This is a genomic window from Bacillus sp. CR71, assembly GCF_003429245.1.
Lineage (GTDB): Bacteria > Bacillota > Bacilli > Bacillales > Bacillaceae_G > Bacillus_A > Bacillus_A thuringiensis_S.
Window position 1 is genome coordinate 1558035 of record NZ_CP031748.1, and the last position, 25217, is coordinate 1583251.

Consider the following 25217-nt stretch of genomic DNA (forward strand, 5'->3'; position numbering starts at 1 on the left):
ATGGAAATAGTAATTTTTATAATGAAGTGAATTAATTTCAACATAGTTTTAGAGAGTCTTTTTTTCGTGTTCACAAAGTTGTCAGAAAATAAACGGAATTTTCATATGAAGTTCAAATAGAATTCACAACAATCAATTATTATAAGGACACACAGATAATTCTTTATCTTTTATATAAACCATCCCCCAAGGAGGACAATGAAAATGAGAAAAAAAGTGAGAAAATCTTTTAAACAATTATTAATTGAAAATAAACAATCACTATTAAATAATAAAGAAAATATGAAAGAAATTGAAGAAAGAATTGAGAAACGACATGTAGCATATAGTGGTGCCAGTAATTAAATAAAATAAAAAAGATAGCCTATATAGGCTATCTTTTTTATTTTATATTGAAAAAACGCTATTCATCTCTTTAATTTTGTAAATATGCAAGATATTTTTATAGTGTTTTTCTATCAATATTACTCATTTTTCGAGGTTGAAATTGGTATATACCAATTTTTGAGATTTACTATTCATAATATTACAAAAAATGTTACAATACACTCAAATTTATACTATAAAATCATTTTAATATGAAAAATTGGAATGAAAAGAAAGGAGAGGAATATGAATAAAGATGTCGCTTTGAAATGATTAGTATCATTTCATTAGGAGTTGATGTAAAAAGATGAAGAGATACGAAGAATTGGACTCTATAAGAGGGATTTCTTCATTAGTAGTAATGATTGGTCATCATTTAATGATTTTTTCAGCATTTCAAAATTACAGTTATGAAGATAATAAACCATTTGTTGTGTATCTATTAAAAGAAACACCTGCTCGTCTAATTTTTAGTAGTGGTAACGAATCTGTTATTATCTTTTTTGTTTTGAGCGGATTTGTTTTGTATGAATCTATTCAAAAAAACTATAGTAGCTATGGGTCATACCTTTTAAAACGTATATGCAGAATATATATTCCTTATATTGTGGCAATAATTATAGCGATTATATGCCAGACTACAATTAGTGAATATGGTATTTCTTATTTAAGTGAATGGTTTAATCGCTCATGGACGATTGAAAGTTCTTCAAGCTTAATCGCACAACATATTTTATTGGTTGGGAAATATAATACAGATGCATATAACGGTGTGATTTGGTCGCTTGTCCATGAAATGCGAATATCAATAATTTTCCCGTTAATTTTGATGATTTGCTTACGAAAAACGTTAAGGGGTTCATTACTATTATTGTTTAGTTTTAGTATATGTTCTGTCATCATATTATTTTTGTTTCGTTCGGGCTTAACATTAACAAGCTATGCATTAACTTTGCATTATACGGTGCTATTTTTACTAGGAGCACTAGTTGCGAAGTATAAAAATAATTTAATAGTTTTTTATAGTAATTGTACTAAAAACACGAAAATTGCATGGTTTTTATTTGCGATTTTACTTTTTATGTATGAAGGGCTTATTGGAGAAATGAAAGTGCTCAATAATTTTATATTTCGAGACTATGTAGTGGCGATAAGCGCATGTCTATTTGTCATATTAAGCTTGTCAATATCAACTTTGTCGTCCTTACTACGTAATAAATACTTGTTATATTTGGGGAAGATTTCTTACAGTCTTTATTTATATCATATTATATCGTTATTTTCCCTTATATACATGCTCCATAAAATATTACCGTTGCCTATTATTTTAATTTTTTCACTTGTTTTTTCGTTTATATTTGCAATGCTTTCGTATATATATGTAGAAAAATTTGCATTGAGAGTCGGAAAGTATGTAACAAAACAAGTGGATAGAAAGGAGAAAGGGTTATCTGTAAAGAGTGACTTGCAGGATGTTATTCAGAAAAGGGCGGTGAAATAATTGAAGCAAGAAATGAGTATAAAAGATTTTCAACAATTATTGAAAAGAAGATTCGTAACGATTATTTTAACGATGTGTTGTTTAACCGCTTCTTTAGTTCTTATCTCTATGTATGTTTTAAAGCCGTCATATCAATATTCAACGCAAATTCTTGTTGGGAATTTAGATGAGTTTAATAAGGAAAATTCAACAAATAAAACACAAGAAAATAAGCAACTAGTAACATCGTATGTCGATATTTTAAAAAGCCCATTAATTATTTCAACAGTTAAAAAAACTTTGAAATTAGAGCAATCAAGTTATGAATTAGCACAAAAAATCTCGGTGGTAAATACGGACAACTCACAAATTGTAACTGTTACAGTAAAAGATTCCAATCCGAAAGTCGTGAAAGACATAGTAAAGACATTGGCAGAGCAATCACAAAAAAGCTTTCAACAGTACACAAATGTACAAGGAGTGAAAGTATTAACTGATCCTGAGTTACAGGAACAGGCCGAAAAATTGTTTCCGAAATTTCAACTAATCATTCCTATTTCTTTAATTGTTAGTTTTTTTGTTGGTATAGGTTTAGCTGTATTTCGAGATTATTTTGATGAACGTATATACGTGGAACAGGATTTAGAGAAAATAACTACAGTTTCTGTTATTGGTTACATAAATATGAAACCGAATAGAAAAAAGAAACCTACAGAGGTTGATAAACAATCATCTATATATCGAGGTGAACATGTCGATGTTTAGGACAAAGAAACAGCTGCCATTCAATATGCATGATGATCTGATGAAAGAGCAGTTTTATACGGTATATCACGAGCTGAAAAAATCTGGAAAACAACTGTTCACAGTTAGTTCAACGAAGGACAGAGGTGTTGTTGCCTCGCTTATAGTAAATATGGGGCTAGTGTTTGCGGAAATGAAGAAAAAGGTGTTACTTATTGATGTGAATTTTTCTGACCCTAAACTACATGTATTATTACAAAGTAATCACATGATAACAGTAAACGATATAATAAGTTCTTCCCCCTGCAATTATGAATCTTTTTCTAGTAATTTGTCTAAATACTTATATTGTATTCCTGCAAAAAAAACAGTACACACAGGGACACCCTTAATTGCTATGGATGAATTTGATAATGCGATTGCTAAGTGGAAAGAAGATTTTGATTACATTTTCTTTTATTCCTCTGAAGTATTTGACCTTCCTGCTACGCACATTATTGCAGGGAAGTGCGATGGAGTGGTTTTAGCAGTTAAAAAGCGAAAAGATTCACTACGTACAGTGCAAAAAGTAATAGCGGATATAAAGAGAAAAGAATGTGAATTAATAGGTATAATTTTATATTCTTGAATGTGGGGGTAACGATCCATGATTCGTGAAACAAATCAAGCCAAGTTGTATACGATTCCGGCTCAAGAAAAGCCTAGCATATTGAATCGAAGTGTAAAACGCTTGTTTGATATTATATTTTCAATCATATTGTTACTATTAACGATACCAATTATGTTGTTCTTTTGTATTATGATTACTTTAGAAACATCAGGGGCTCCAATTTACTTTCAAGAACGTTTAGGTATAAACGGGAAGAAGTTTAATGTATTTAAATTAAGGTCGATGGTAAAGGATGCTGAAATGAACGGACCACAATGGGCAAAAGAACATGATCAAAGAATTACAAAAGTTGGATTGTTTATAAGAAAAACGAGAATTGATGAATTACCACAACTCTTAAATATTTTAAGAGGAGATATGTCTTTTGTAGGTCCTAGACCAGAGAGAGAGTTTTTTTATAATGAATTTGATGCGTATATTCCAGAATTTAAGGATCGTTTAATGGTAAAACCAGGCTTAACAGGATGGGCACAAATAAATGGAGGGTATAATCTTGATCCAAAGGAAAAGTTGAGGTTAGACATGGAGTATATTGAAATGAAAACGATTCGGATGGACATCCGTATTTTATGTAAGACCGTTTTAATTGTATTGAACGGTAATGGTGCAAGATAAATATATATGTAAACAAACAACATATGTAAGTAGGTTACTTGCAAAGGAGAACTGGTATGGGTAGATCTATTCTAAATAATATTATCCATCTATTTTATAGCACGATTTTAGCTAACCTTCTTCAGGCTGTCAGTTTAATTGCTTTAGCAAACTTTTTTAACGCACAACATTATGGGATGTTTAGTGTTGCCATAGCAGTGACGTTTGTTATGTTATTTTTTACAGACTTAGGACTTAGTAATACATTTCTTCGAGAAGGGGCAAAGGATGGAGCAGATTTAGAGAAGATTTTATCATCGTATATAAAAACAAGAATGATTCTACTTATTTTTATTTCTATCATCGGTTATATTTCTATTCATTATATGTATGTAGATAAAAATTTAATTTATATGATGATAAACGTAATGTTTTTCATGTTAATAGGATTAACTTGGCAAAACATAGGGATTGCCTATTTTCAACTGACGGAACGTATGAAGTATATAGCGCTCATTAAAGTTGTATCATCATCGGTTGTTATTATAATTACATGTTTTTGTATTTTCGGAGAGTTACCGGTGTATGTAACGGCTCGCTTATATGCTTTTGGGTATATGATCGGCGGTTTATTCAGTATATATATCATGAGAAGAAAGACGAAAATGAATATGAAAGTCGTAATTCATAAAGCGTTATTTTGGCAATTAACTCCTTTTATTATTAGCGGTTTTTTAATAATGGGTACGCCACAATTAGCGCCTATCTTGCTTAACTATACATTGCCATTAAATATGGTAGGTGTTTTTGCAGTGGCGTACCGGATGCCAGCAGCTTTATATCAAGTACCGGGGGTAATTGCAGGTGCATTTTTTCCAGTGCTCTTTAAGCATTATAACCAGAATAATTTAGAAGAGCATACGAAATTAAATTTGCTTCAAATTAAATCAATGGCGATTGTAGGAATATGTATGACGATCGGTTTATATCATTTAGCACCATACTTTATTTCTATATTTTTTCATGAAGAATGGAGCAATGCAGTAGAACCACTCCAAATATTATCATTTCTTATTGTGCTACAAAGTTTAAATATTGCCATTGCTGACGGTTTAACGACGAGTGGATGTCAAAATAAAAGAACTGTTGTGCAGTGTGTAGCATTGGTGATAGGTGGGTTTATGCTTTATAGCTTTAGTAGTATTGGTGGAGTGATAGGAGCGGCATACGCTATGGTTTTATTTGAAATCGTCGCTTTAGTGGGATATATAGCGGTAAGTGTAGTGAAGAAAAAAATTGTATTCCAAATTGTAATACCGTATACAATTTATTTTGGTGTAACCTTTATTGGAGTGCAATATATAGTGCATACATATCATTTGATTGCGCTTGTTCTTAATATACTAATTGTAGTAGCTGCCATATTCCTATATGATTATGAGCTAAAAAAACTTCTTCTTTCTTTTATAAGAAAAATACGCAAAAAGGATTATATTACGAAACAGGGGATATAGCCTATGGGAAATAATATGAAAGTATCGATGGGATGGATTATTCTTCTAATATTATTTGTTATGTTAAGTAAATACAATTTATATATTGGATTTTCATTGAAGGTATATATGATTTTTTTAGTCATATATTTTTGTTTAACAATTAAAGACTTTCATATTCAAAAGTTATATTTTCATGAAGTTGTATTTTTACTGTTTTATTTCATTTATTGTTTAAGTGGAATTCTTTCTATGTATTTAAATGCTAGTATTCGTATGATTTTTGGCGTGCTACTCGTTTTAGGATGCTATTTTATAATGAGGAATTTATTGGGGAATACTGAAATAGTGGTACTTGAATCATCTATTGCTTATGTAGGAGTAGTATTTAATGTTGTAAGTCTAATACTCTATATAATCGGTTTACAATACTTTGGTTTATACGGTGGAGAAGAGAGAGAAATTTTTGCTGGGTTATTAGTTGATAGAGGATATCCACGGTTAATTGGATTGCTAGATGATCCTAATATTTTCATTTTCTATAATACAATATTTTTTATGTACTATATGACGAATTTACAAAATATCACCAATATATTAGGGTTGATTTTATGTGTTACGACGAGTCTATTAACCTTTTCAAGGGGCGGTATATTAGCTCTTGTACTTGTCGTTTTTGTATATATATGTATGTCTAGTTTCGTTAAAAAAGTAAAAATAATTATGAGCTTAGTATTGTTTAGTTTAGTTATTTTTAGTTTATCGAATAGTGTAATGGGGGGCCAATTAGATGACATATTAAATAAACGAATCTCTGATTTTTCCCATGATAATGGAAGTGGTAGATTTACATTATGGGAAGCTGCTTTTAAATATTATTTATCCAATCCATATATCGGAATCGGTGCTTTTAACTTTTCGAATTATTATGAGTATCAATTTAATGAAAAATTATATGTACACAATACATTTTTAGAAATTTTGTCTGAATCGGGTACAATTGGTTTTCTTCTATATAGCGCGTTTTTATTCATATTAATGTTCAAGCTAGCGCAGCATACTTTATTTCGTGAAAAACCATACCTTCTATTGACTATGATTGCATTTTTATTTCAGATGATGTCATTGTCACTCATTATTAACGAAGCGTTCTTTTTATTTTTAGCAGTTGTTGTGAAGTATATTTCAATATATGAAGGAAGGAGAAAGATAGATGGTAAAATGTCTATCAGCACATAACGAGCCGCCTTATGTTTCTGTAATAACACCTTCTTATAATAGTATACGATTTATAGGTGAGACAATTTTATCTGTACAGAATCAATCGTATGAAAACTGGGAAATGATTATCGTTGATGACTGTTCAACCGACCAATCTGCCGCAAAAATTAAAGAGATAATAGAAGGAGACTCACGAATTAGGTTATTATCATTAAAAGAAAATGTCGGTGCTGCTAAAGCTCGGAATTTAGCGATTCAAGAGGCGAGAGGAAGGTACATTGCCTTTTTAGATAGTGATGATATATGGTTGCCGCATAAATTGAAGACACAATTATTATTTATGGAAGAAATGAATATTGCTTTTTCATATGCGTCGTATAGTTTAATTGATGAAAATGGTAATGAACTAAATCGCGAAGTGAGTGTACCAAAATCTGTTGACTATCATTATTTAGCAGGGAATACAATTATCGGGTGTTTAACAGTGATGATTGATCGTGAAAAAATTCCGTATGTCGAAATGCCTAGTATACAGCCGGAAGATACAGCGTTATGGTTGAACTTATTACATGAAGGGTATGAAGCAAAAGGGATACAGCAAGTATTAGCAAAATATAGAATTGTTACAAATTCTGTTTCTAGAAATAAAATTAGAGCAGCTTTCCGGTATTGGAAATTGTTAAGGGAACAAGAACGACTGAATTCGGTGCAAATTTTTTACTATTTTAGTAAGTATGCTTATCATGCTTATAAAAAAAATAAAATCAATGTAGTTGGGAAGACGCAATTATGAATATACTGTTGATGACAGATAAATTGATAACTGGCGGAGCCGAGAGCTATTTCTGTAAATTGGAAAGTAATTTGCATTATGAGGATTTTGAGATTTATACAGCTGCAGGTAATGGAGAACTATATGAATCTCTTACTAGAAAAGAAAATTTTATATTACTTAGTCGATGGAATCATTTGAGAAATATTTATTATTTACGAAACGAAATTTGTAAACGAAAGATAGAACTTATTCATGCAAATAGTTTGCGAATGGTATTATATGCTTTGCTACTTCAAAAGTTTATTAAAAAAAAGATAAAAATTGTTTATACGAAACATAATGTAACGATATTAGAAAAGAAAATGCCAACGCTTTTTCGTTATTTCATGAATAAATATGTGAACAATATTATTACAGTAAGTGAGTTTGAAAAGAATAATTTAATCTCAATTCATGTAGCAGAAGAAAAAATAAATACAATTTATAACGGTGTCGATATTGAAAAGTTTTTATTCCAGCAGAAAAAGAAAGAATCTACATATAAAATAGGGATATTAGCTAGATTATCCAAAGAGAAAAACCATCAACTATTTGTCAAAATTGCAAATGTGTTGAAAAAGAGACATGATTTTCTGTTTTATATTGCTGGTGATGGACCAGAGAAAGAATCGATTATGAAAGAAATAGAAAAATATGGATTGCGACAAAGTGTAAAGATGCTAGGAAATATTTCAGAACCGCATGAGTTTATAGGGAAAATGGATGCCTTACTTTTATTATCTTTTCGTGAAGTATTTCCAATGGTAGTAATTGAAGCGATGGCTACAGGGACACCAATTGTTTCAATAGATGTTGGCGGAATACATGAAGCGGTAATAGATGGAGAATCAGGTGTTTTGGTATCTGAATATTGCGAATTGGAATTCGCAAGTGCACTGGAGGAACTACAAGGGAATGAAGAAAAGGTAAATGCTATTAGACTCGAAGCACGAGAGAAAGCAGTGAGGTATTTCTCGTTAACTAAAATGATAGAAGAAACGAAAAATATATATGAATTAAACAAATGACCGGGTAGGTCGTTTGTTTTTTTTATTATAGAAACTTTTAAGAGAGAACTCACATATTATATGAAAAAGGTAATATGAGGAGTGAATTTATTTTGTCAGAATATATTTCTTCCCAAGAAGGTTGTGTGCCAGAAAGTAGCGTTCATATTAATTGTTTTGGCGCAGTTCCGAACTCAGGAAATGATAGTTCATTAGCAATTCAACAAGCTATTGATTATTGTGTAGCTAACCGAATTTCGACGGTAAGAATTACAGGAGTAAATACGTACAAAATTGTAAAGCCAATTGTTATTAAATCAAATGTAAGATTAGAGTTAGATCCTACCGTAACGCTGCAAATTGATGGGGATTTTAATGCATTTGAGCTACAAAGTAACGCTTCGGTAATTGGTGGTACTATTCAAGTTATAAATCCATTGTTTCAATCTGCTGTTATTTATGTTTCTGGTTCACAACAAATCGAAGTACCTAATCAATCGGTTATATCAAATATAAATATAGTAAATGCAACCCCATCGTATAAAGGAAAAGCTATACATTTTTATTGTCAAAAGGCATGGGATTTTATTAGTTTCTTTCAAGTTAAATTTATTCAAATTAAAAACTTTCAAACTGCAATACATTTGAAGACAGAATATATAAATGATATCAATACACCTTGCTGGATTAACGCCAATGTATTTCAATCTATATTTATTGATGGATGCGGGTATGGGATTGAAGTAGATGGAAATAGTGATTTGCCAAATGAAAGTTCAGGAAATACGTTTCATGATATTCAAGTGCAATGTAGACAACAAACGAAAAAAGTAATTCGTTGCTCAGGTGCGTATAATACATTTGATTGTATGATTTGGGATACGTACCGGATGAGTAGTGAACAAATTGTCATTGAATTTTCTTCTAATTCTCATCGTAACTACCTTTTTTCAAATCTGCTTTCGACAACTATTGTAGATAAAGGGCAATACAATGTTTGTAAGTCTACCTATGAAGAATCTCTTCGAATTCAGTTACCGATTACGTTAAATAAACCTCACTTAATAGGCAATCAAGATGATATATTAGTAAATGCTCAGCAAAAGTATATTGTTAAGCAAGTAAGTGGGAAAGTACCGTACGGTGGAAATCTCGCAAATTGCTTTAATTTAATAGATGAACAAAGTGTAAACTATATTGACGTTCCAGATAGTAATCCAGTTGTCATTGAACTGGATTTTACGAAAAAACCAATACAAATGTTAAATTGTTTTGGAATGTATTTTGGATGGGGAGAAAGCGCGAAAAAAATTAAAATTGAATATGCATTAAGCGCAACTGGAAATTGGGTTATCGCATCGGATGTTCCATTAAATGTAGGCGATACAATTATATCGAATATGAAGGCGAATCAACTATATAAAGTAAGAATTACATTAAGTGGTTATTCTCAAGATCATAAGCGTTTTCGAATTAATCGCATTTTTGCAAGGTCTTCTATGGAAAATGGGAATGCTTGGTTAGCTACAACTGGTGGAAGAATGTTTGGAGATATTGAAATAGAGGCAAGTAAAGGCATAATCATGAAGACAGCTAGTGGAGTGAAATGGAAAGTTACTATTAATGAAGCTGGCCAACTTATTACGACTAAAATAACTTGAGGTGATGCTTAATTGTATATCCTTGGACGAGTTATAACGTAGTGTGATAAAGGCAATGAAAAAGAGATTGTAATTTGGTTTCAACCAAACTACAATCTCTTTTTTAATTTAATTCCACCAAATCCAAGTCCAAAGGTAATTTCTTGCATTTTGGGGAGTAATCCGTATGAAGCGTTCACCGTCAAAGAAGCAATTTAAATTTGGAAGTGTTTCGTCTGGATTTTCTGGAACAAAGGTGACGATGTTTTCGTTGCTTGTAACGGTTACTGTAATTGGTGGATCGGTAGGCGAGACTTGAAGTTGTAACGAAATATTGGCCGTATTTTTAAATTGATTATTAATAGGTGGACTTATTACTTGTACGGTGAATAACACGATAATTGTTTCAGTTGGCTCTAAATTAGTGGCAACTAGGAAACCGATATTTGGGTTCGCTAGTGGAGAGCGTTCACCGTTAATAAAGACAGTGCCGTTTATAAATTGTAAACCTGCTGGAATGGTATCTTGTAAAGAAATATTTGAGAGTGAAATTTCGGAAGTATTTGTAATACGCACCGTGTAATCAAAGTATTGGTTTAAATAAGCGGAGCTGACGGAAGCGTTTTTCATGACTGTTGCAGTTACAAATTGAACTGGTATACGAACAATATTTGAATTAACAATGAAAGTAATAATTGGATCCTGTGGTGTCAATTGAAAAGCAGCGGTAACTGTTGCAGAATTTATAATTGTACTGTTTGAAGGAATAGAAGTTACGAGAACTTGAAATGTTATAGTTGCTACTGTATCTGCAGATAAAGAACCAATATTAATACCAGTGTCTGGACGAACATTTTGAACCGAAGTACCGTTAATTGTTACGCTATTTTCTATAAATGTTGTACCAGCTGGAATGCTGTCTATAACAGAAGTACTGATTGTCGGAATGGGGGAGTGATTAAATACCGCTAATGTGAATGTAATGATATCTCCTATAACGACAATAGATTTGTCAGTTGTTTTTTCAATGCGAACCATCGGATCAATGACTGTCGTTGTAACGGTATTTGTTTGTTTTGTAATTGTAATAGGTGGTTTTGTTGGATCAATGATAACGGTATAGGAAACAGAAGCATCATTATTAATTGTAGATTGAAGAGTAGAAGAAGATATTGTCACTTGGAACGTAATAATAACAGATTCATTAGGAGCAAGATTTCCTAACGTAATACCATTTTCAGGATTTTCATTAGGCTGATTGATTCCGTTAATCGTAACACTATCAGCAACAAAAGTCGTATCTATTGGTACGGTGTCTATGGCAAGAAGGTCTTCAATCGTTACATTACCGCTATTCGTAATCGTAATTGTATACGTTAAAGTTTGACCAGGTAAGGCATTCGTTACATCAACAGATTTTATGGCAATGACATTATCATTTTGGACAGTAGTTGTGACGGTATTTGTTGTAGTCGTATTTGTAACGGGTACGTTATTTGGGTTGACTATATAGTTAAAAGTAGTAATTGCGTTGTTGTTTAGTTCATTTGGTGTTGGAATAGAAGTCACAGTTACTTGGAATGAAACGATAGCATCTCCACCAACAATTATAGTGCCAATTGGTATGCCGCTTACTGGATTCACTCCTGGAAGAGCTTCTCCGTTTACAATGACGCTATTTTCTATAAACGTAGTACCTTGAGGAATAATATCTTGAATGTTTACATCATTTGTTGCAACATTACCGGTTTGATTTAGTGTAATCGTATACGTTAACGTATCACCAACCGTTGCAAATGCAAGGTCAACAGCCTTATTACTATTCAAATTCGCGTGATTAATTTCTGTTGCGGCAGCTGATGAAATAATAGTTTCGGTAATAGGTGGTCGATCTGGTACCGTGTATTCATATTCAATTGTACTCGTGTTAGAGATTGGATTTGTTTGTGGAATCGAAGTAACCCGTACTTGGAATAGAATAGTTGCTGTCGTATTAGGCGGAATGTTATCAATTTGTATACCGTTAAGAGGGTTGTCATTTGGCCGAGCATTGCCGTTCACGATAACACTATTCTCTATAAAGCTCGTATTTGCTGGGATGATATCTGTAACAATAATGTTTTCGACTTGTATATTTCCGTTATTTATGATGGAAATTGTATAAGGGATGATAGTTTGTAAGTCAGCATATTGGATAGGCGTTGTTTTTGTCGCAATTACATTAGCAGAAATAACTTCAGTGAAGGTAATATTGCTAGTCGATATTTGTTCTTCCGCGTTTATTGTATAACGAGAAGTTGATTGATTTTGAACATGGCCGCTAGCAGGAAGAGCTACGACGGTAACAGAAAATGTGACTGGGATAGAAGTGTTAGGAGTAATCGTTCCTACAAGTATACCTGCACTTGGATTGGCGTTAAGCTGAGGAATGTTATTTACTAAAACGCTACCGTCAATAAAAGTTGTTCCATCAGGTATATTGTCTGTAAATACAACAGCAGTGGCATCCGTATTCCCTGTATTCGTTAAAGTTGTTGTATAAGTTAAAATGTCACCAATTGTTACAGAGGTCAAATCAACAGTTTTAAGTGAAACGATATCAGCATCATTAATTTGAACGAAAGTAGTATTGGAAGTAGTAGATTTTTGAATTGGTGCAAAGTCAGGATTGAAAATAAAGTCGTAGACGATGTTTGCAGTATTAGGTGCTGGATTTACAACAGGTAAATTCGTAACGGAAACTTGGAATGTTATTGTAGCTATTTGACCTGCTGCGACATTAGGAATGGAAAAGCCGATATTCGGATCTGCTGCAGGAAGTACAGTATTGTTAACTATTACACTTCCTGGAATAAATACTGTTCCATCCGCTATAGTATCTGTAAAAAAGATGGAGTTAGTTGTAGTCGATCCGTTATTTTGAATGAATACTGTATATTCAATGGTTTCATCAATGTTAGCTAATACAGTATTAGCGGATTTTGTAGCAATAAGAATAGCATCAATAAATTGTATATTTGTACTATTGGAAGATGTCGTTTCTGAAATTGGTGGTGCGCTTGGGTCTGGTTCATACTCATAGTGAATGACTGCGATATTATTAATGTTATTTTGTGGCGGTATAGAGACTACGCTTACTTGAAAAGTAACAATAATTGTATTATTTGGAAGGATAATATCAAGGTTGATACCGGTAATTGGATTTTCATTAGGTCTCGGTATGCCATCTACAAGAATGCTATTTAGAACGAATGTGGTCCCAGCTGCAATTGCGTCAATTAGGAGAGTATTTGTAATAGGTACTGTACCGGCGTTTGTAACTGCGACTGTATATGTGATGATTTGACCAATGCGTGTAATGGATCTATTGGCGGATTTACTGGCACTAACATTTGCCGTCCGCACTTCAGTATTTACTGCATTTGATAACGATCTACGCTGAATAATTGGAGAACTAGGGTCAATTTGGTATTCGTACGAAGTGTCTGAAATATTAATGACTGTATTGCCCTCTGGTATATTTGTAAGTTGTACTTGGAATGAAATAGTGACTGTTTCATTTGGTTGTATCGTGCCGAGAGTTACTCCGTTTTCAGGATTAGCGCCAGGCTGAATTACATTATTTATTGCTAAGCTATCTTCAATGAATATAGTACCTTCTGGAATGTTATCAATGAAAACGGTATTGTTAGCTGGAACGCTTCCTATATTTTGAAGTGTATTTGTGTAGGTAATAATTTGCCCGATTGATACGAAAGTTACATCCGCACTTTTAACAGAAATAATATTTGCATTTTGAAGTGATGTTGTAACGATATTAGAATTTGCAGAACGATTTACTGGTGGGGCTGCAGGAATACTTACATATTGGTAAGTTGCTGAAGATTGATTTACAATTTCGGTTTCAGTAGGTGGATTATTTGTTTGCACTTGAAATAGTATCGTTTTGGAACTGTTTGCTGGAATTGTTCCAATCGGTATTCCGTTTTCTGGATTTACACCTGGCTGAAGGATACCGTTAATTGTGACACTATCGGGAACGAATGTAGTCCCAGCTGGAATAGAATCTGTGAAATTAATATTTATTGCGTCAACATTGCCGATATTTTTTACTTCAGAAATATAAAGTATAGTTCCGCCAATATCAACAGTTGTTGGATTGGATGTTTTTGTAATTGTCAATTGTGCTTGCACGAAATTTGTAATGACGATATTACTAGTAGATGTTTCAGTAATAGGCGGTTGCCCTGGGTCTGGCTGAATTGTATAAGTTGTGTTGGATTGATTTGTAATTGATTCTTGCGAGAATGAATCGTTAATAAGAATTTGGAACGAAATAAGGTGCGTAGCGTTTGCAGCTAGGTTAGGCAAAGTAACACCTACATTAGGATTGGCATCAAGTATAGCTGTTCCGTTAAGTGTAAAACTATTTTCTACAAAGGTAGTCCCTTGAGGGATAGTGTCTGAAAATGTGAGATTCGTAGTTGGGATATTTCCTGTATTTTCTAATGTTATTGTATAAGTCAAAATATCACCTGTTGTTGCTTGTTGTGCATTGACTGCTTTTAAAGAAAGGATAGTCGCATCCGAAATTTGTGTGAAAGCTGGATTCGAAGTAATTGTTCGAGAGATGATAGGAGCAGTTGGATCGGCGATAAAAGTATAGTCAATACGGGCTGTATTAGAAATTGGGTTCACGCTTGGAATAGATTGAACGATAACCTGGAATGTTACAGTGACGATTTCTGACGGTGCGATGGGGTTTAATGGTATTCCTACGTTAGGGTCGGCACCTGGAACGGAAACACTATTAATAGTTACGCTATTCGGAATAAATGCAGTTCCTTCTGGGACCAAATCTGTTAAAGTAACTGTATTTGCAGTAGTATTTCCGTTGTTTTGAACGACTACTGTGTAAGTGATTGTACCGTCAGTAGATTGTACGAGAGAATCTGTATTTTTAATTGCGGATAACGATGCATCAACAACAGCTGTGTTAACCGTATTAGATGAGGATGTTGCTGTAACTGGAGGTTGACTTGGATTGACGATATACGTGTAACTTGTAATGGCTTGATTGATAATTGCTCCTTGCGGTGGAATAGAACTAGCGAGAAATTGGAACGTAATAGTAGCAGAATCACCTGGTGCGATAATACCAACTGGAATACCGAGAGTTGGACTTGCATCTGGAAGTGAAACTCCGTTGAGCGTGACACTATTTGGAACAAATAATGCTCCCTCAGGAACTCCGTTTATGAGTAATACAGAGTTTGCAGGGAAGTTTCCAGTATTCGTTAATGTTGCTGTATACGTAATTACATCTCCGATAGATACGATTGTTCGATTTGCTTGTAAAACAGTTGTAACAGTCGCGTTATTAATTTGTGTTGAAGCGCTATTAGAATTTATCGTACTTGTAACAGGAGGAGAGGCTGGATCAACGATGAATGCGTATTGAATAGATGCTACGTTTGTAATCGGATTTGAAGGTGGGGTTGATGTAACAATGACTTGGAAAGTAACGGTTAAGGAACTACCCGCGTTAACTGTTCCGATATTAACTCCGTTATTTGGATTTGCGCCTGGAAGGCTACTTCCATTTACAGTAAAACTATTTTCAACAAAGGTTGTTCCTGCTGGAACCATGTCTGAGAAATTTACATTCGTAGCGTTTGTATTGCCATTATTTTGAATCAAAACTGTATAAGTGATTGTATCTCCAATATTTGCAAAGGCTGTATTAGTAGTTTTTACAGCTGAAAGTATTGCTGAATTAATAGAGGTAACGAAGACGTTCGTTTCCACATTGCCAGGTTGAGCCTGTAATGCATTGCCTACGTTATATTGGAAGTTAACAAATCCTAAGTTTTGGAGTTCAGGTGTGAGCGTTGTTGGGTTGCTTACAATTTGAACTTGGAATACGATTGTTACGATTTGATTTGGAGTTATTGTATTTATGCCAACGCCGTCAATGATAGAAGCGGATGTTAATGGAGTTCCATCAACAACAACTGATCCTGCAACAAATTGTGTCCACGATGGTATAGGGTCTGAGAATACAACATTGTTAGCTGGGATATTTCCTGTATTCGTAATAGTTGTTGTATACGTAATCGTATCACCAATCGTTGCAAATGCTGTATCTCCTATTTTAATCGTATTTAAAATAGCACTTTCAATTTGTGTTGAAACGCTATTAGAAGTAATGTTTTTTGAAACTGGAGGATTAGCTGGATTAACGATATATTGAAAGCTAACGCTAGCTTGATTAGTAATTGGATTTATAGGCGGAATTTCATTGGCATTAATATGGAATGCTACGATGACAGATTCGTTTGGCGCAATATCACCAATTGGAACGCCTGTAATGATATTTGCATTTGGGATGCTAGTTCCGTTCAGTGTAAAACTATTCGGTTCAAAGGAAGTTCCGTCTGGAATAAGGTCGGTAAAAATAACATTCGTCGCACTAACATTTCCGCTATTTGTAATTGTAACGGTGTAGGTAATATCCTGCCCGATATCTACCGTAGATACATTTGAATTTTTTTGTGCAGTAAGGGTAGCGCTATTAATTTGTGTTGTCGTTGTATTAGATTGATTGGAAGTTGTAATAGGTGGCTGGCTAGGATCAACGACATAATGATATGTGATAGAAGCAGAGTTAGAAATGGGATTAAGTGTTGGAAGTGTAATAACAGTTGCTTGGAATGTAACGATTGCCGTATTACCACCATTAATGGAACCAATATTTACACCAGTAGATAAATCAGCGTTTGGGATGGTTTGCCCATTAACTGTGAAACTATTTGGAACGAAACTTAAATTACTATCAAGAATGTCAATAATAGTTACATCAGTTGCAGTCACATTCCCGGTATTAGGGAGGTTAAGTGTAAATGTTATTGTATTACCAACATCCGCGAAAGTAAGATCTGCTGTTTTTGTGCTAATAATAGTTGCGTTGTTTATTTGAAGGAGTGTAGTGTTGGAAGTAGCTGTACTCGATACTGGCGGATTACCTGGATCAACAGTAAACTCATACGTCGTTGATGCTGTATTTGGTGCTGGGTTACTAGGAGGAATACTGTTCACTGTCACTTGAAAGACGATACTATATATTTCATTTGGTGGAAGTGTTGCAAGTAATACACCTGTATTTGGATTCGCGTTAGGTTGTAAAACGCCATTGACAGTTAATGTGTTAGGAACAAATGTGAGTCCACTTGGTAATACATCTGTGAAAACAATGTTAGTTGCATCGGTATTTCCTACATTGGTAATAGAAGTAGTATAAAAAGCAGTTTGCCCGATATCTGCAAAGGATACACTTTCATTTTTCGTCATGGATAATATGGCTTCTTTAATTTGCGTTGAAACAGGATTGCTAATTGAAGTTTCTGCATCAGGTGGTGAGACTAATTGGTACGATGTTGATGAGAAATTTACAATGGGGTTTTCCGTTGGTAATGACGTTACAGTAACTTGGAACGAAACGGTTACTGTAGTCCCGGCTGTTATAGTCCCAATATTCACACCATTCGATGGATCCGCACCACTTTGAGGAACCCCATTAATAGAGAATGTGTTTGCAATAAAAGTAGTTCCGCTCGGCATTGTATCTGTAAATATAATATTTTGTGCGGATGAGTTTCCATTGTTTGTTAAAGCGACAGTATAAGTGAGTGTGTCTCCAATACGACTAAAGGATTTATCGACTTGTTTTAATGAAAGAATGGTAGCTGTATTAATCGTAGTGAACACTGTGTTTGAAGTAACATTTCTTGAAACAATAGGGGCATTTGGATCAGCGATAAATGTGTAAGAAGCACTAGCGGAATTGGCAATAGGATTTTGAACAGGTGTAGAAGTAGCCGTCACTTGAAATGCTATAGATATTGAGCTGTTAGGAGCAATTGCTCCAATCGTTATACCTATATTAGGATTAAGACCAATTTGCGTGATGCCATCTATTGTAACGCTATCAGTAATAAACGTTGTACCATCTGGTATAAGGTCGGTGAAAGTAATATTCGTTGCATTTGTATTACCATTATTCGTTAAAATTGTCGTATAGGTAATGGTATCACCTAGCGTTACAAGTGTTTGATCAACTGATTTAATCATCATTATCATAGCATCTAATACAGGGTTTGTAACAATGTTTGTTGAAGTAGAAGTAGTAGCAGGAGTTCCGTTTGGATCAACAGTATAAGAATATAAAATTGTATCGTTACCCATAATTGAGCTTGAAGGGGGAACAGAAATCACATTTACTTGGAAAGTAACAGTTACTGTTTCACCAGGAGCGATATTTGGTATATTTACTCCGAGTGCTGGCTGTGCACCAAGCTGCTGGATGCCATTTATAGTGACCGAATCTGGTACAAAAGTAGTACTAGGAGGAATCGCACTTGTAAAAGTTATATTTGTAGCTGGTGTATTTCCTGTATTCGTAATAGTCGTTGTATACGTAAGTGTATCCCCGACGGAAATAATAGATTTATCAACACTTTTTGTTGTAGTTAATACTGCGCTATTAATGGTCGTTGAAACTGTATTAGATACAGCTGTTTGTAATGCAGAAGGTTGGCTAGGATCAATCACATGTTCAAATTGTATGGAACTAAAATTAGAGATAGGATTTATACTTGGAATGTTTGTAACAAGTACGTTGAGAGAAATAACGGCCGTTCCATTTGGGTTTATATTTCCAATCTGTATCCCGCTAGCTGGATTTCCGATTTGCTGTGTACCAGAATCGTTTGTAAGAGTGCCAGATATGAATGTCGTTCCGTCAGGTAAAATATCTGTGAAAATTATATTTTGTGAAGTGACATTTCCAGGGTTACTTAATGTAATTGTATAAGAAATTGTATCGCCAATCGTTGCGAAAGTTTTATCTACAGATTTGATTGCCACAATTTCTCCGGAATTTATTTGTGTCGCAACGGGATTGGATGTCGTACTTCTTGAAACGAGTGGTAAATTAGGTCCTGTAATAAATTGATAGTCAATGGAGGCACTATTTACAACCGGTGAGTTTGGTCCACCAGGTCCAATTGTGAAAATTGGATTTGGAATACTAACTACTTGAACGCGGAAGGTGACGTTTGTAAAATCTCCTGCAATAATATCCCCAATTGGTATTCCATTCGCTGGATTTACCCCAGGCAATAAAACTCCGCCGACTCGAACGCTATCTTCTATAAATATTGTGTTATTTGGAATAGGATCTGTAAAAATGATATTCGTAGCAGTTGTGTTCCCTACATTTTCTAATAAAACTGTATACGTTAAAAATGAATTTCCAGGTGCTACGTCAGAAAATAGTCGATCCACACTTTTCGTTGCTTGAATAATTGCTTCATTAATTTGAACTAAAGTTGGATTACTTGTAGCTGTTTCTGTCACCGGTGGCTGGGTAGGGTCAACAATGATCAAGTATGTCGTACTGGATTGGTTCAAAGTTGGATTTGTAGCTGGTATTGAGCCAACGATAGCTTGAAAGCTAATTGTTGTCGTTCCTCCAACTGGAATTGAGTCTAAAGAGATTCCGCTATCTGGTCTAAATCCAAGTTGTGGGATGGTATTAATTTGTACGCTATCAGGAACGAATGAAAGTTCAGGTGGTAATATATCGATAAAAACAGGTGTGTTTGCGGTAGTATTTCCGCTATTAGTGAGAGTAGTTGTATACGTAATTGTATCGCCAACAGCGGCAAATGCACTGCTCGCAGTTTTCGTTGCGATAACGGAAGCTGAATTTACTTGCGTAAAAGTTGTATTGGATTGAACTGTTCGTGAAACAGGCGGTTCATTTATATCAACAATAAAGCTATATTGAAGCGATGATTTGTTCGGAATTGGATTAGGGTTTGGAAGCGTTGTGATGTTTACTTGGAAACTGAGTGTAACCGATGCATTTGAATTTAAGTTACCAATATTGATACCGTTTTGTGGATTTGCATTCGGGACGGTTACACCATTTATCTTAAAGCTATTTGGGACAAGGGTAGTACCGTTTGGAATTGTATCTGTAAAAACAATGTTGTTCGCAGTAGTATTTCCTGTGTTTGTAACAGATGAAGTGAATGTAATTGTATCACCAATCGTAGCGAAAGTTGTACTAGCACTTTTATTTATTACTAAAGTAGCGTCAATAATCGGTGTAACTGTTGTGTTTGTAACGGTACTACCAATAGCTGGCGTTTCAGCTGGATTCACTGCATATTCGTAGTTTACAAGAGCATTATTCGTTAAAGTTCCACTAGGTGGAATAGCCAGAATTTTCACTTGGAATGTAATGAAAGTAGTGTTTCCTGGTGAAATATCGTCTAAATGAATCCCTAATGAAGGATCTAATCCAGGTTGGGAAACGTTATTTATTGTAACGGAATTTGGGATGAAGGATGCACCAGGTCCAAGCCCATCTGTTAAAACTGTAGCACTAGCAGGGATATTTCCTGTGTTCGTAACTGCAATTGTATAAGTAACGATATCTCCAATTGTAGCATTCGGTGTGTTCACTGATTTTGTAGCGATAATCGTGGCATTATTGATTTGAGTTGTTATTACGTTACTCAGCGCATTAGCGGATGCTGGAGGTAAGTTAGGATCTATGACATACTGATACGTTGTATTACTTTGGTTCGGGATTGGATTCGGGTTCGGGATAGAATTTACTTGTACTTGGAACGAGATGATCGTATTTGTATTCGGATCTATTGGATCGATTGCAATTCCGCTAGCTGGATTGACATTAGGCAGTGCATTCCCGTTTACAGTAACACTATTAGGAATGAACGATGTCCCGTTTGGGATTACATCTGTAAATATTACATTTGATGCAAGTGTATTCCCGTTATTCGTTAAAGTAGTCGTGTACGTAATAATATCATTTACGTTAGCAAACTGTTTATCTGCCGATTTAGTAGCGGCAATTGAGGCGTTATTAATAGTTGTCTGTACAGTGTTAGAAGCAACCATCTGCATCACAGCGGGTTTGGATGGATCATACGTATATTGGAATGTTGTGCCTGATTGATTTGTAATCGGATTTACAGCAGGGATAGTTGGTACAAAAACTTGGAATGCAACGGTGCGTGATGAATTTGCTCCTATCGTACCAATCGAAATGCCGTTAGCAGGATTTGCATTAGCTATAGGGACATTATTAATCGTTACAGTATTAGGAATGAAGAGGGTACCCGCTGGAATGATATCTGTAAACGTTACATTAGCAGCAGGGATATTCCCGTTATTTGTTAAAATAGTCGCATATAATATGATATCACCGACATCAGCAAAGTTTGTGCTTGTTAGCTTTGTAGCAATGATATTAGCAGTATTAATTTGTGTAGTTACTATATTGCTAGCAGCGTTTCTAACAAGAGCGGGTAAATTTGGATCAACGATAAAGCTATATTGAAGTGAAGCGCTGTTTTGAATTGGATTTGGTGAAGGTAGCCCATTTGCACTTATTTGAAAAACAATCGTTGTAAAACCACCCGAAGGAATGGAGCCGACTTGAAGACCGGTACTGGGATCTGCACCTAGTTGTAAAGCACCACCTATAAAAATACTATTTGGTACGATAGTGGTGCCATTAGGGATTATATCAGTAACAATAACATTATTTGCTGTAGTATTGCCAAGATTAGCTAAAGAAATTGTATATGTGATTGGTTGCCCTACATCGGCGATAGTTAAATCTACTTCTTTGACAATAACTACATTAGCTAAATTAATTTGTGTACTTACAGTGTTACTTACAGATATTTCTATAGTTGGTGGATCTCCCGGATTTAGAATAAAACTATACTGTGTACTAGATGAATTTATCGTTGGGTTTTGTGTTGGTAAAGAGGTGACGGTTACTTGATAAGAGACGGTAAGTGAGCCGTTAGCAGGAATGGAAGGTAGTGGAACACCTATATTTGGATCTGCGTTATTTTGGAGTACACCATTAATAAGAAAAGTGTTTGGAATAAAGGTAGTACCGTCTGGATTTGTATCTACGAAAGTAGGACTATCAGCAGAAACACTTCCTGCATTCGTCAAAGTAACAGTATAAGTTAATATATCCCCTACGGTAGCGAACGCTTGATCCACTGTTTTTGCTGAAATGACATTTGCATCGTTTACTTGAGTAAATGTAGTGGTTGAAGTAGTGTTTTTATTTACAGGTGAAGCGTTTGGATCAACGATAAAGTTGTAGGAGACGAAAGCGCTATTTGAAATAGGGTTTGGATTTGGAATGCTAGTTATTACTACTTGGAATGAAGCTGTAATTGTAGTATTAGCATTGATGCTACCAATATTGATGCTAGCTGGTGTTATGCCCGGCTGAGTAACACCGTTAACTATAACACTGTTCGGTACAAAGGAAGTGCCATTCGCGATGGAATCGGATAGTAATACGTTGTTTGCTGCAACATTTCCATCGTTAGTAAGAGCAAAGGTGTAAGTTAATACATCGCCAACTTCCGCAAACGTCTTATCTACAGATTTATTAGCATGGAGATTTGCTAGTCTAATTGTAGATGTAACAGAATTAGAATTTGCTGTTTTTGAAGTTGGTGGCAGACCTGGATTTACAGTGTAAATGTAAGAGGCAAAAGCGTTATTAAGGATAGGATTTTGTGAAGTAATATTAATAACTGTTACTTGGAAAGAGAGGATAAAAGTAGCTCCAGCAGGAATTGTGCCAATAGGTAAAGCAACGAGAGAATCTACATTTTGCAAAACGCCGTTGAGCGTTACCGAACCTAATGTTAATATCGTTCCATTTGGAAGTGGATCTGTTAGTTGTACGTTATTAGCGGCTGTATTTCCACTGTTTGTAATAAGAATTGTATAACCTATCGTTTCACCAATTGTGGCAAATTGTTTGTTAGTTAATTTTGTTAATGTTACATTCGCATTGTTAATTTGAGTGGAAACGAGATTAGAAGAAATGTTTTTTGTAACGGGTGATTGGATAGGATTGACGGTATATTGATAAGAAGCATTTGATCCATTAGATACGACATTTGACGCGGGTATTGTGTTTATTACTACTTGAAATGTAACATTTTTTGTTGTGCCGCTTGGGATGGATCCAATGTTCACGCCGTTAGCGGGATTTGCGCCCACTTGTGTAGTGCCATCTATTGTTAAACTGTTTAAAACAAAAGTTGTTCCAGTAGGAATGACATCTGTAAAAATAATATTGTTCGCATTTGTATTACCTGTACCTGTAAAAGAAACGGTGTACGTTAGTGTATCACCAATATCTGCAAAATTTTTATCTACTGCTTTTACCATTGTTACAGTAGCGTTATTCACTTGAGTAGATACGATATTTGTCGTATCAGTCCCACTTACTGCAGGTTGATTTGGTATAGGAATATATTGATATGTTGTTGTTCCACTATTTAATATTGGATTTGTTTGAGGGATAGAAGGAACGAGCACTTGGAATGAAATAGTAGTAGTGGAATTTGCGGCAATCGAACCAATTGATATACCATTAGCGGGATTCGCTCCAGCTTGAGTAACTCCGTTAACAGTTACACTTCCTGGAATGAAAGTAGTTCCGCTAGGGATTGGATCCGTATATATAACGTTCGTTGCAGCGATATTTCCTATATTAGCTAAGGCAATACTGTAAGTTAATGTTTCACCAATATCGGTAAAGATTTTGTTGACTGATTTTGTTCCATTAATATCTGCCAGGTTAATTTGTGTCCCAGCAGAATTGCTTGTTGCAAGACCATTAAAGGTTGTTCCTCCGGCGATAGGTGTATATTGAAATGTAATATTAGCGGTATTAGAGATAGGGTTTTGACTTGGGAGAGAAACGACAGTAGCTTGGAAAGTTACTGTACGAGAAGCACCATTATTGATTGTTCCAAGAGATATACCAGCGGCGGGATTTGCGTTTGTTTGCGGGACATTATCTACTGTTACAGTGCCAGGTATAAAGGAAGTCCCGTTAGGGAGAATGTCTGTAAAGGTAACATTATTCGCCGGAAGAAGTCCGGTGTTAGGGATCGTAACTGTATAAGTGAGAATATCTCCAATTGCAGCAACACTTTTATTCACGCTTTTCGTTGCTTGTATAGTAGGTGAATTTATGTTGATTTGTAAACCGACTGTATTTAACATATACGCATCTCCGTTAGTTGTTAAACGGATTGCGGCGGACACTTGTGAGTTTGTTAAATAAGGAGAAATATCAATAGAAGTAATATCCCAGCCCTGTCTCCCAGCGGAGATGTTTGTGCCTGTAGAAGCACTTTGATTTCGCGTTCCAAATGTCCCAGTTGTATCTAAGTTTCCAGCAGCATTATTAATTTGAGAACCGAAGAAGTTATTTACAGCATTATTTGGCCCAGATAAAGCATTTAATGAACTGAAATTTGGTCCAAATAATGCTTGATCCCCGGTTAAATCTGCATCTCCTTCAGTGGAGCTTAAGAATAATCTCCCGCTTACAGGTCCTCCTGCGGGTGTTAAAAATCCTGAAACAGCTACATCTGCACTACCAGTATCAGCAGAAACACGGTTACCAGCTACGTAAATGGTTAAGTTTCTTGCAGGCAATGTTCCGTTTTGATAAGCGACAATGAGTGTCCATCCAGCCGAGTTAATAGATCCATTTGAAGCATCTAAAGGATCAACAAGTCCAGGGACAGCTCCTGTAGTATAGGAACCAGAACCTCCCGCTTGAATAAGAGTTGTTACGTCTGCTGAACGAGTATAAAAGCCAAATGTAATAGAGTTTGAAACGAATGTTTGATTTGAAGCTGTAACAGCTGAAGGAGTAATTGAGTATGTTGAAACGGGTGTCGTAAATGAAACGGGATTTCCTAGAACACTTGTAATATTTTGATCGCGAGTTAAATAATTTCCTCCCCATATGAGTTCTGCGTAAAGAATAGTACTGCCAGCAGGGATATTTAAAATAGCGGTAGAACTATTTTGTGTATAGTTTAATGTTGTACCAGCAGGAAAAGTAGGAACTTGTAAAGCTGTATTCGTAGTTACGAACGCACCAATGGCCCCGATTGTACCAGCACGGTTTTGATTACTAATTTTACTTAAGCCTAAAGTATTACCTGTAATAGCGAGTGCGCCGTTAGTGGTGGTAGAAAATCGATTCGTAATGGGCATGTTGTCACCTCATTTACAATATAGTC

Annotated in this window: 11 protein-coding genes; 10 read left to right on the plus strand and 1 reads right to left on the minus strand. The window is 34.9% G+C overall.

Translation table 11 applies throughout. The features are described from left to right. Positions 1-204: 204 nt before the first annotated feature. The 10 genes from DOS87_RS08130 (at position 205) to DOS87_RS08175 (ending at position 10050) form a co-directional block, all read left to right on the plus strand. Entirely contained in the window at positions 205-345 is a 141-nt protein-coding gene (locus tag DOS87_RS08130; protein ID WP_001228048.1) for an FbpB family small basic protein, read from the plus strand. 328 nt (positions 346-673) lie between these two features. Beyond that, positions 674-1867 carry an acyltransferase family protein gene (locus DOS87_RS08135; protein ID WP_000833052.1) on the plus strand — a complete coding sequence of 398 codons (1194 nt, stop codon included), beginning with the start codon at positions 674-676 and terminating at the stop codon, positions 1865-1867. Next, on the plus strand, positions 1868-2611 hold the full coding sequence (locus DOS87_RS08140; protein WP_000807060.1) for a YveK family protein: 744 nt from the start codon (positions 1868-1870) through the stop codon (positions 2609-2611). Next, entirely contained in the window at positions 2598-3218 is a 621-nt protein-coding gene (locus tag DOS87_RS08145; protein WP_041488115.1) for a CpsD/CapB family tyrosine-protein kinase, read from the plus strand. Before DOS87_RS08140 ends, DOS87_RS08145 begins: the two co-directional genes overlap by 14 nt. 18 nt (positions 3219-3236) lie before the next feature. Then, complete coding sequence (locus DOS87_RS08150; RefSeq protein WP_000617647.1) at positions 3237-3875, plus strand: sugar transferase; 639 nt, start codon at positions 3237-3239, stop codon at positions 3873-3875. 56 nt (positions 3876-3931) lie between these two features. After that, positions 3932-5368 carry an oligosaccharide flippase family protein gene (locus DOS87_RS08155; RefSeq protein ID WP_136803974.1) on the plus strand — a complete coding sequence of 479 codons (1437 nt, stop codon included), beginning with the start codon at positions 3932-3934 and terminating at the stop codon, positions 5366-5368. Between the two features lie 3 nt (positions 5369-5371). Then, on the plus strand, positions 5372-6586 hold the full coding sequence (locus DOS87_RS08160) for an O-antigen ligase family protein (protein WP_000527867.1): 1215 nt from the start codon (positions 5372-5374) through the stop codon (positions 6584-6586). Beyond that, a complete protein-coding gene (locus DOS87_RS08165; RefSeq protein WP_000237677.1) occupies positions 6561-7361 on the plus strand; it encodes a glycosyltransferase family 2 protein in 801 nt (266 codons plus the stop codon). The genes DOS87_RS08160 and DOS87_RS08165 overlap by 26 nt, the downstream gene beginning before the upstream one ends. Beyond that, complete coding sequence (locus DOS87_RS08170) at positions 7358-8410, plus strand: glycosyltransferase family 4 protein (RefSeq protein WP_001023692.1); 1053 nt, start codon at positions 7358-7360, stop codon at positions 8408-8410. The genes DOS87_RS08165 and DOS87_RS08170 overlap by 4 nt, the downstream gene beginning before the upstream one ends. A 92-nt stretch (positions 8411-8502) precedes the next feature. Beyond that, complete coding sequence (locus DOS87_RS08175) at positions 8503-10050, plus strand: glycoside hydrolase family protein (protein ID WP_000006070.1); 1548 nt, start codon at positions 8503-8505, stop codon at positions 10048-10050. Between the two features lie 108 nt (positions 10051-10158). On the opposite strand, the gene DOS87_RS08180 is transcribed toward DOS87_RS08175, so the two are convergent. Further along, positions 10159-25191 carry a beta strand repeat-containing protein gene (locus DOS87_RS08180; protein WP_208730237.1) on the minus strand — a complete coding sequence of 5011 codons (15033 nt, stop codon included), beginning with the start codon at positions 25189-25191 and terminating at the stop codon, positions 10159-10161. Between the last annotated feature and the right edge of the window lie 26 nt (positions 25192-25217).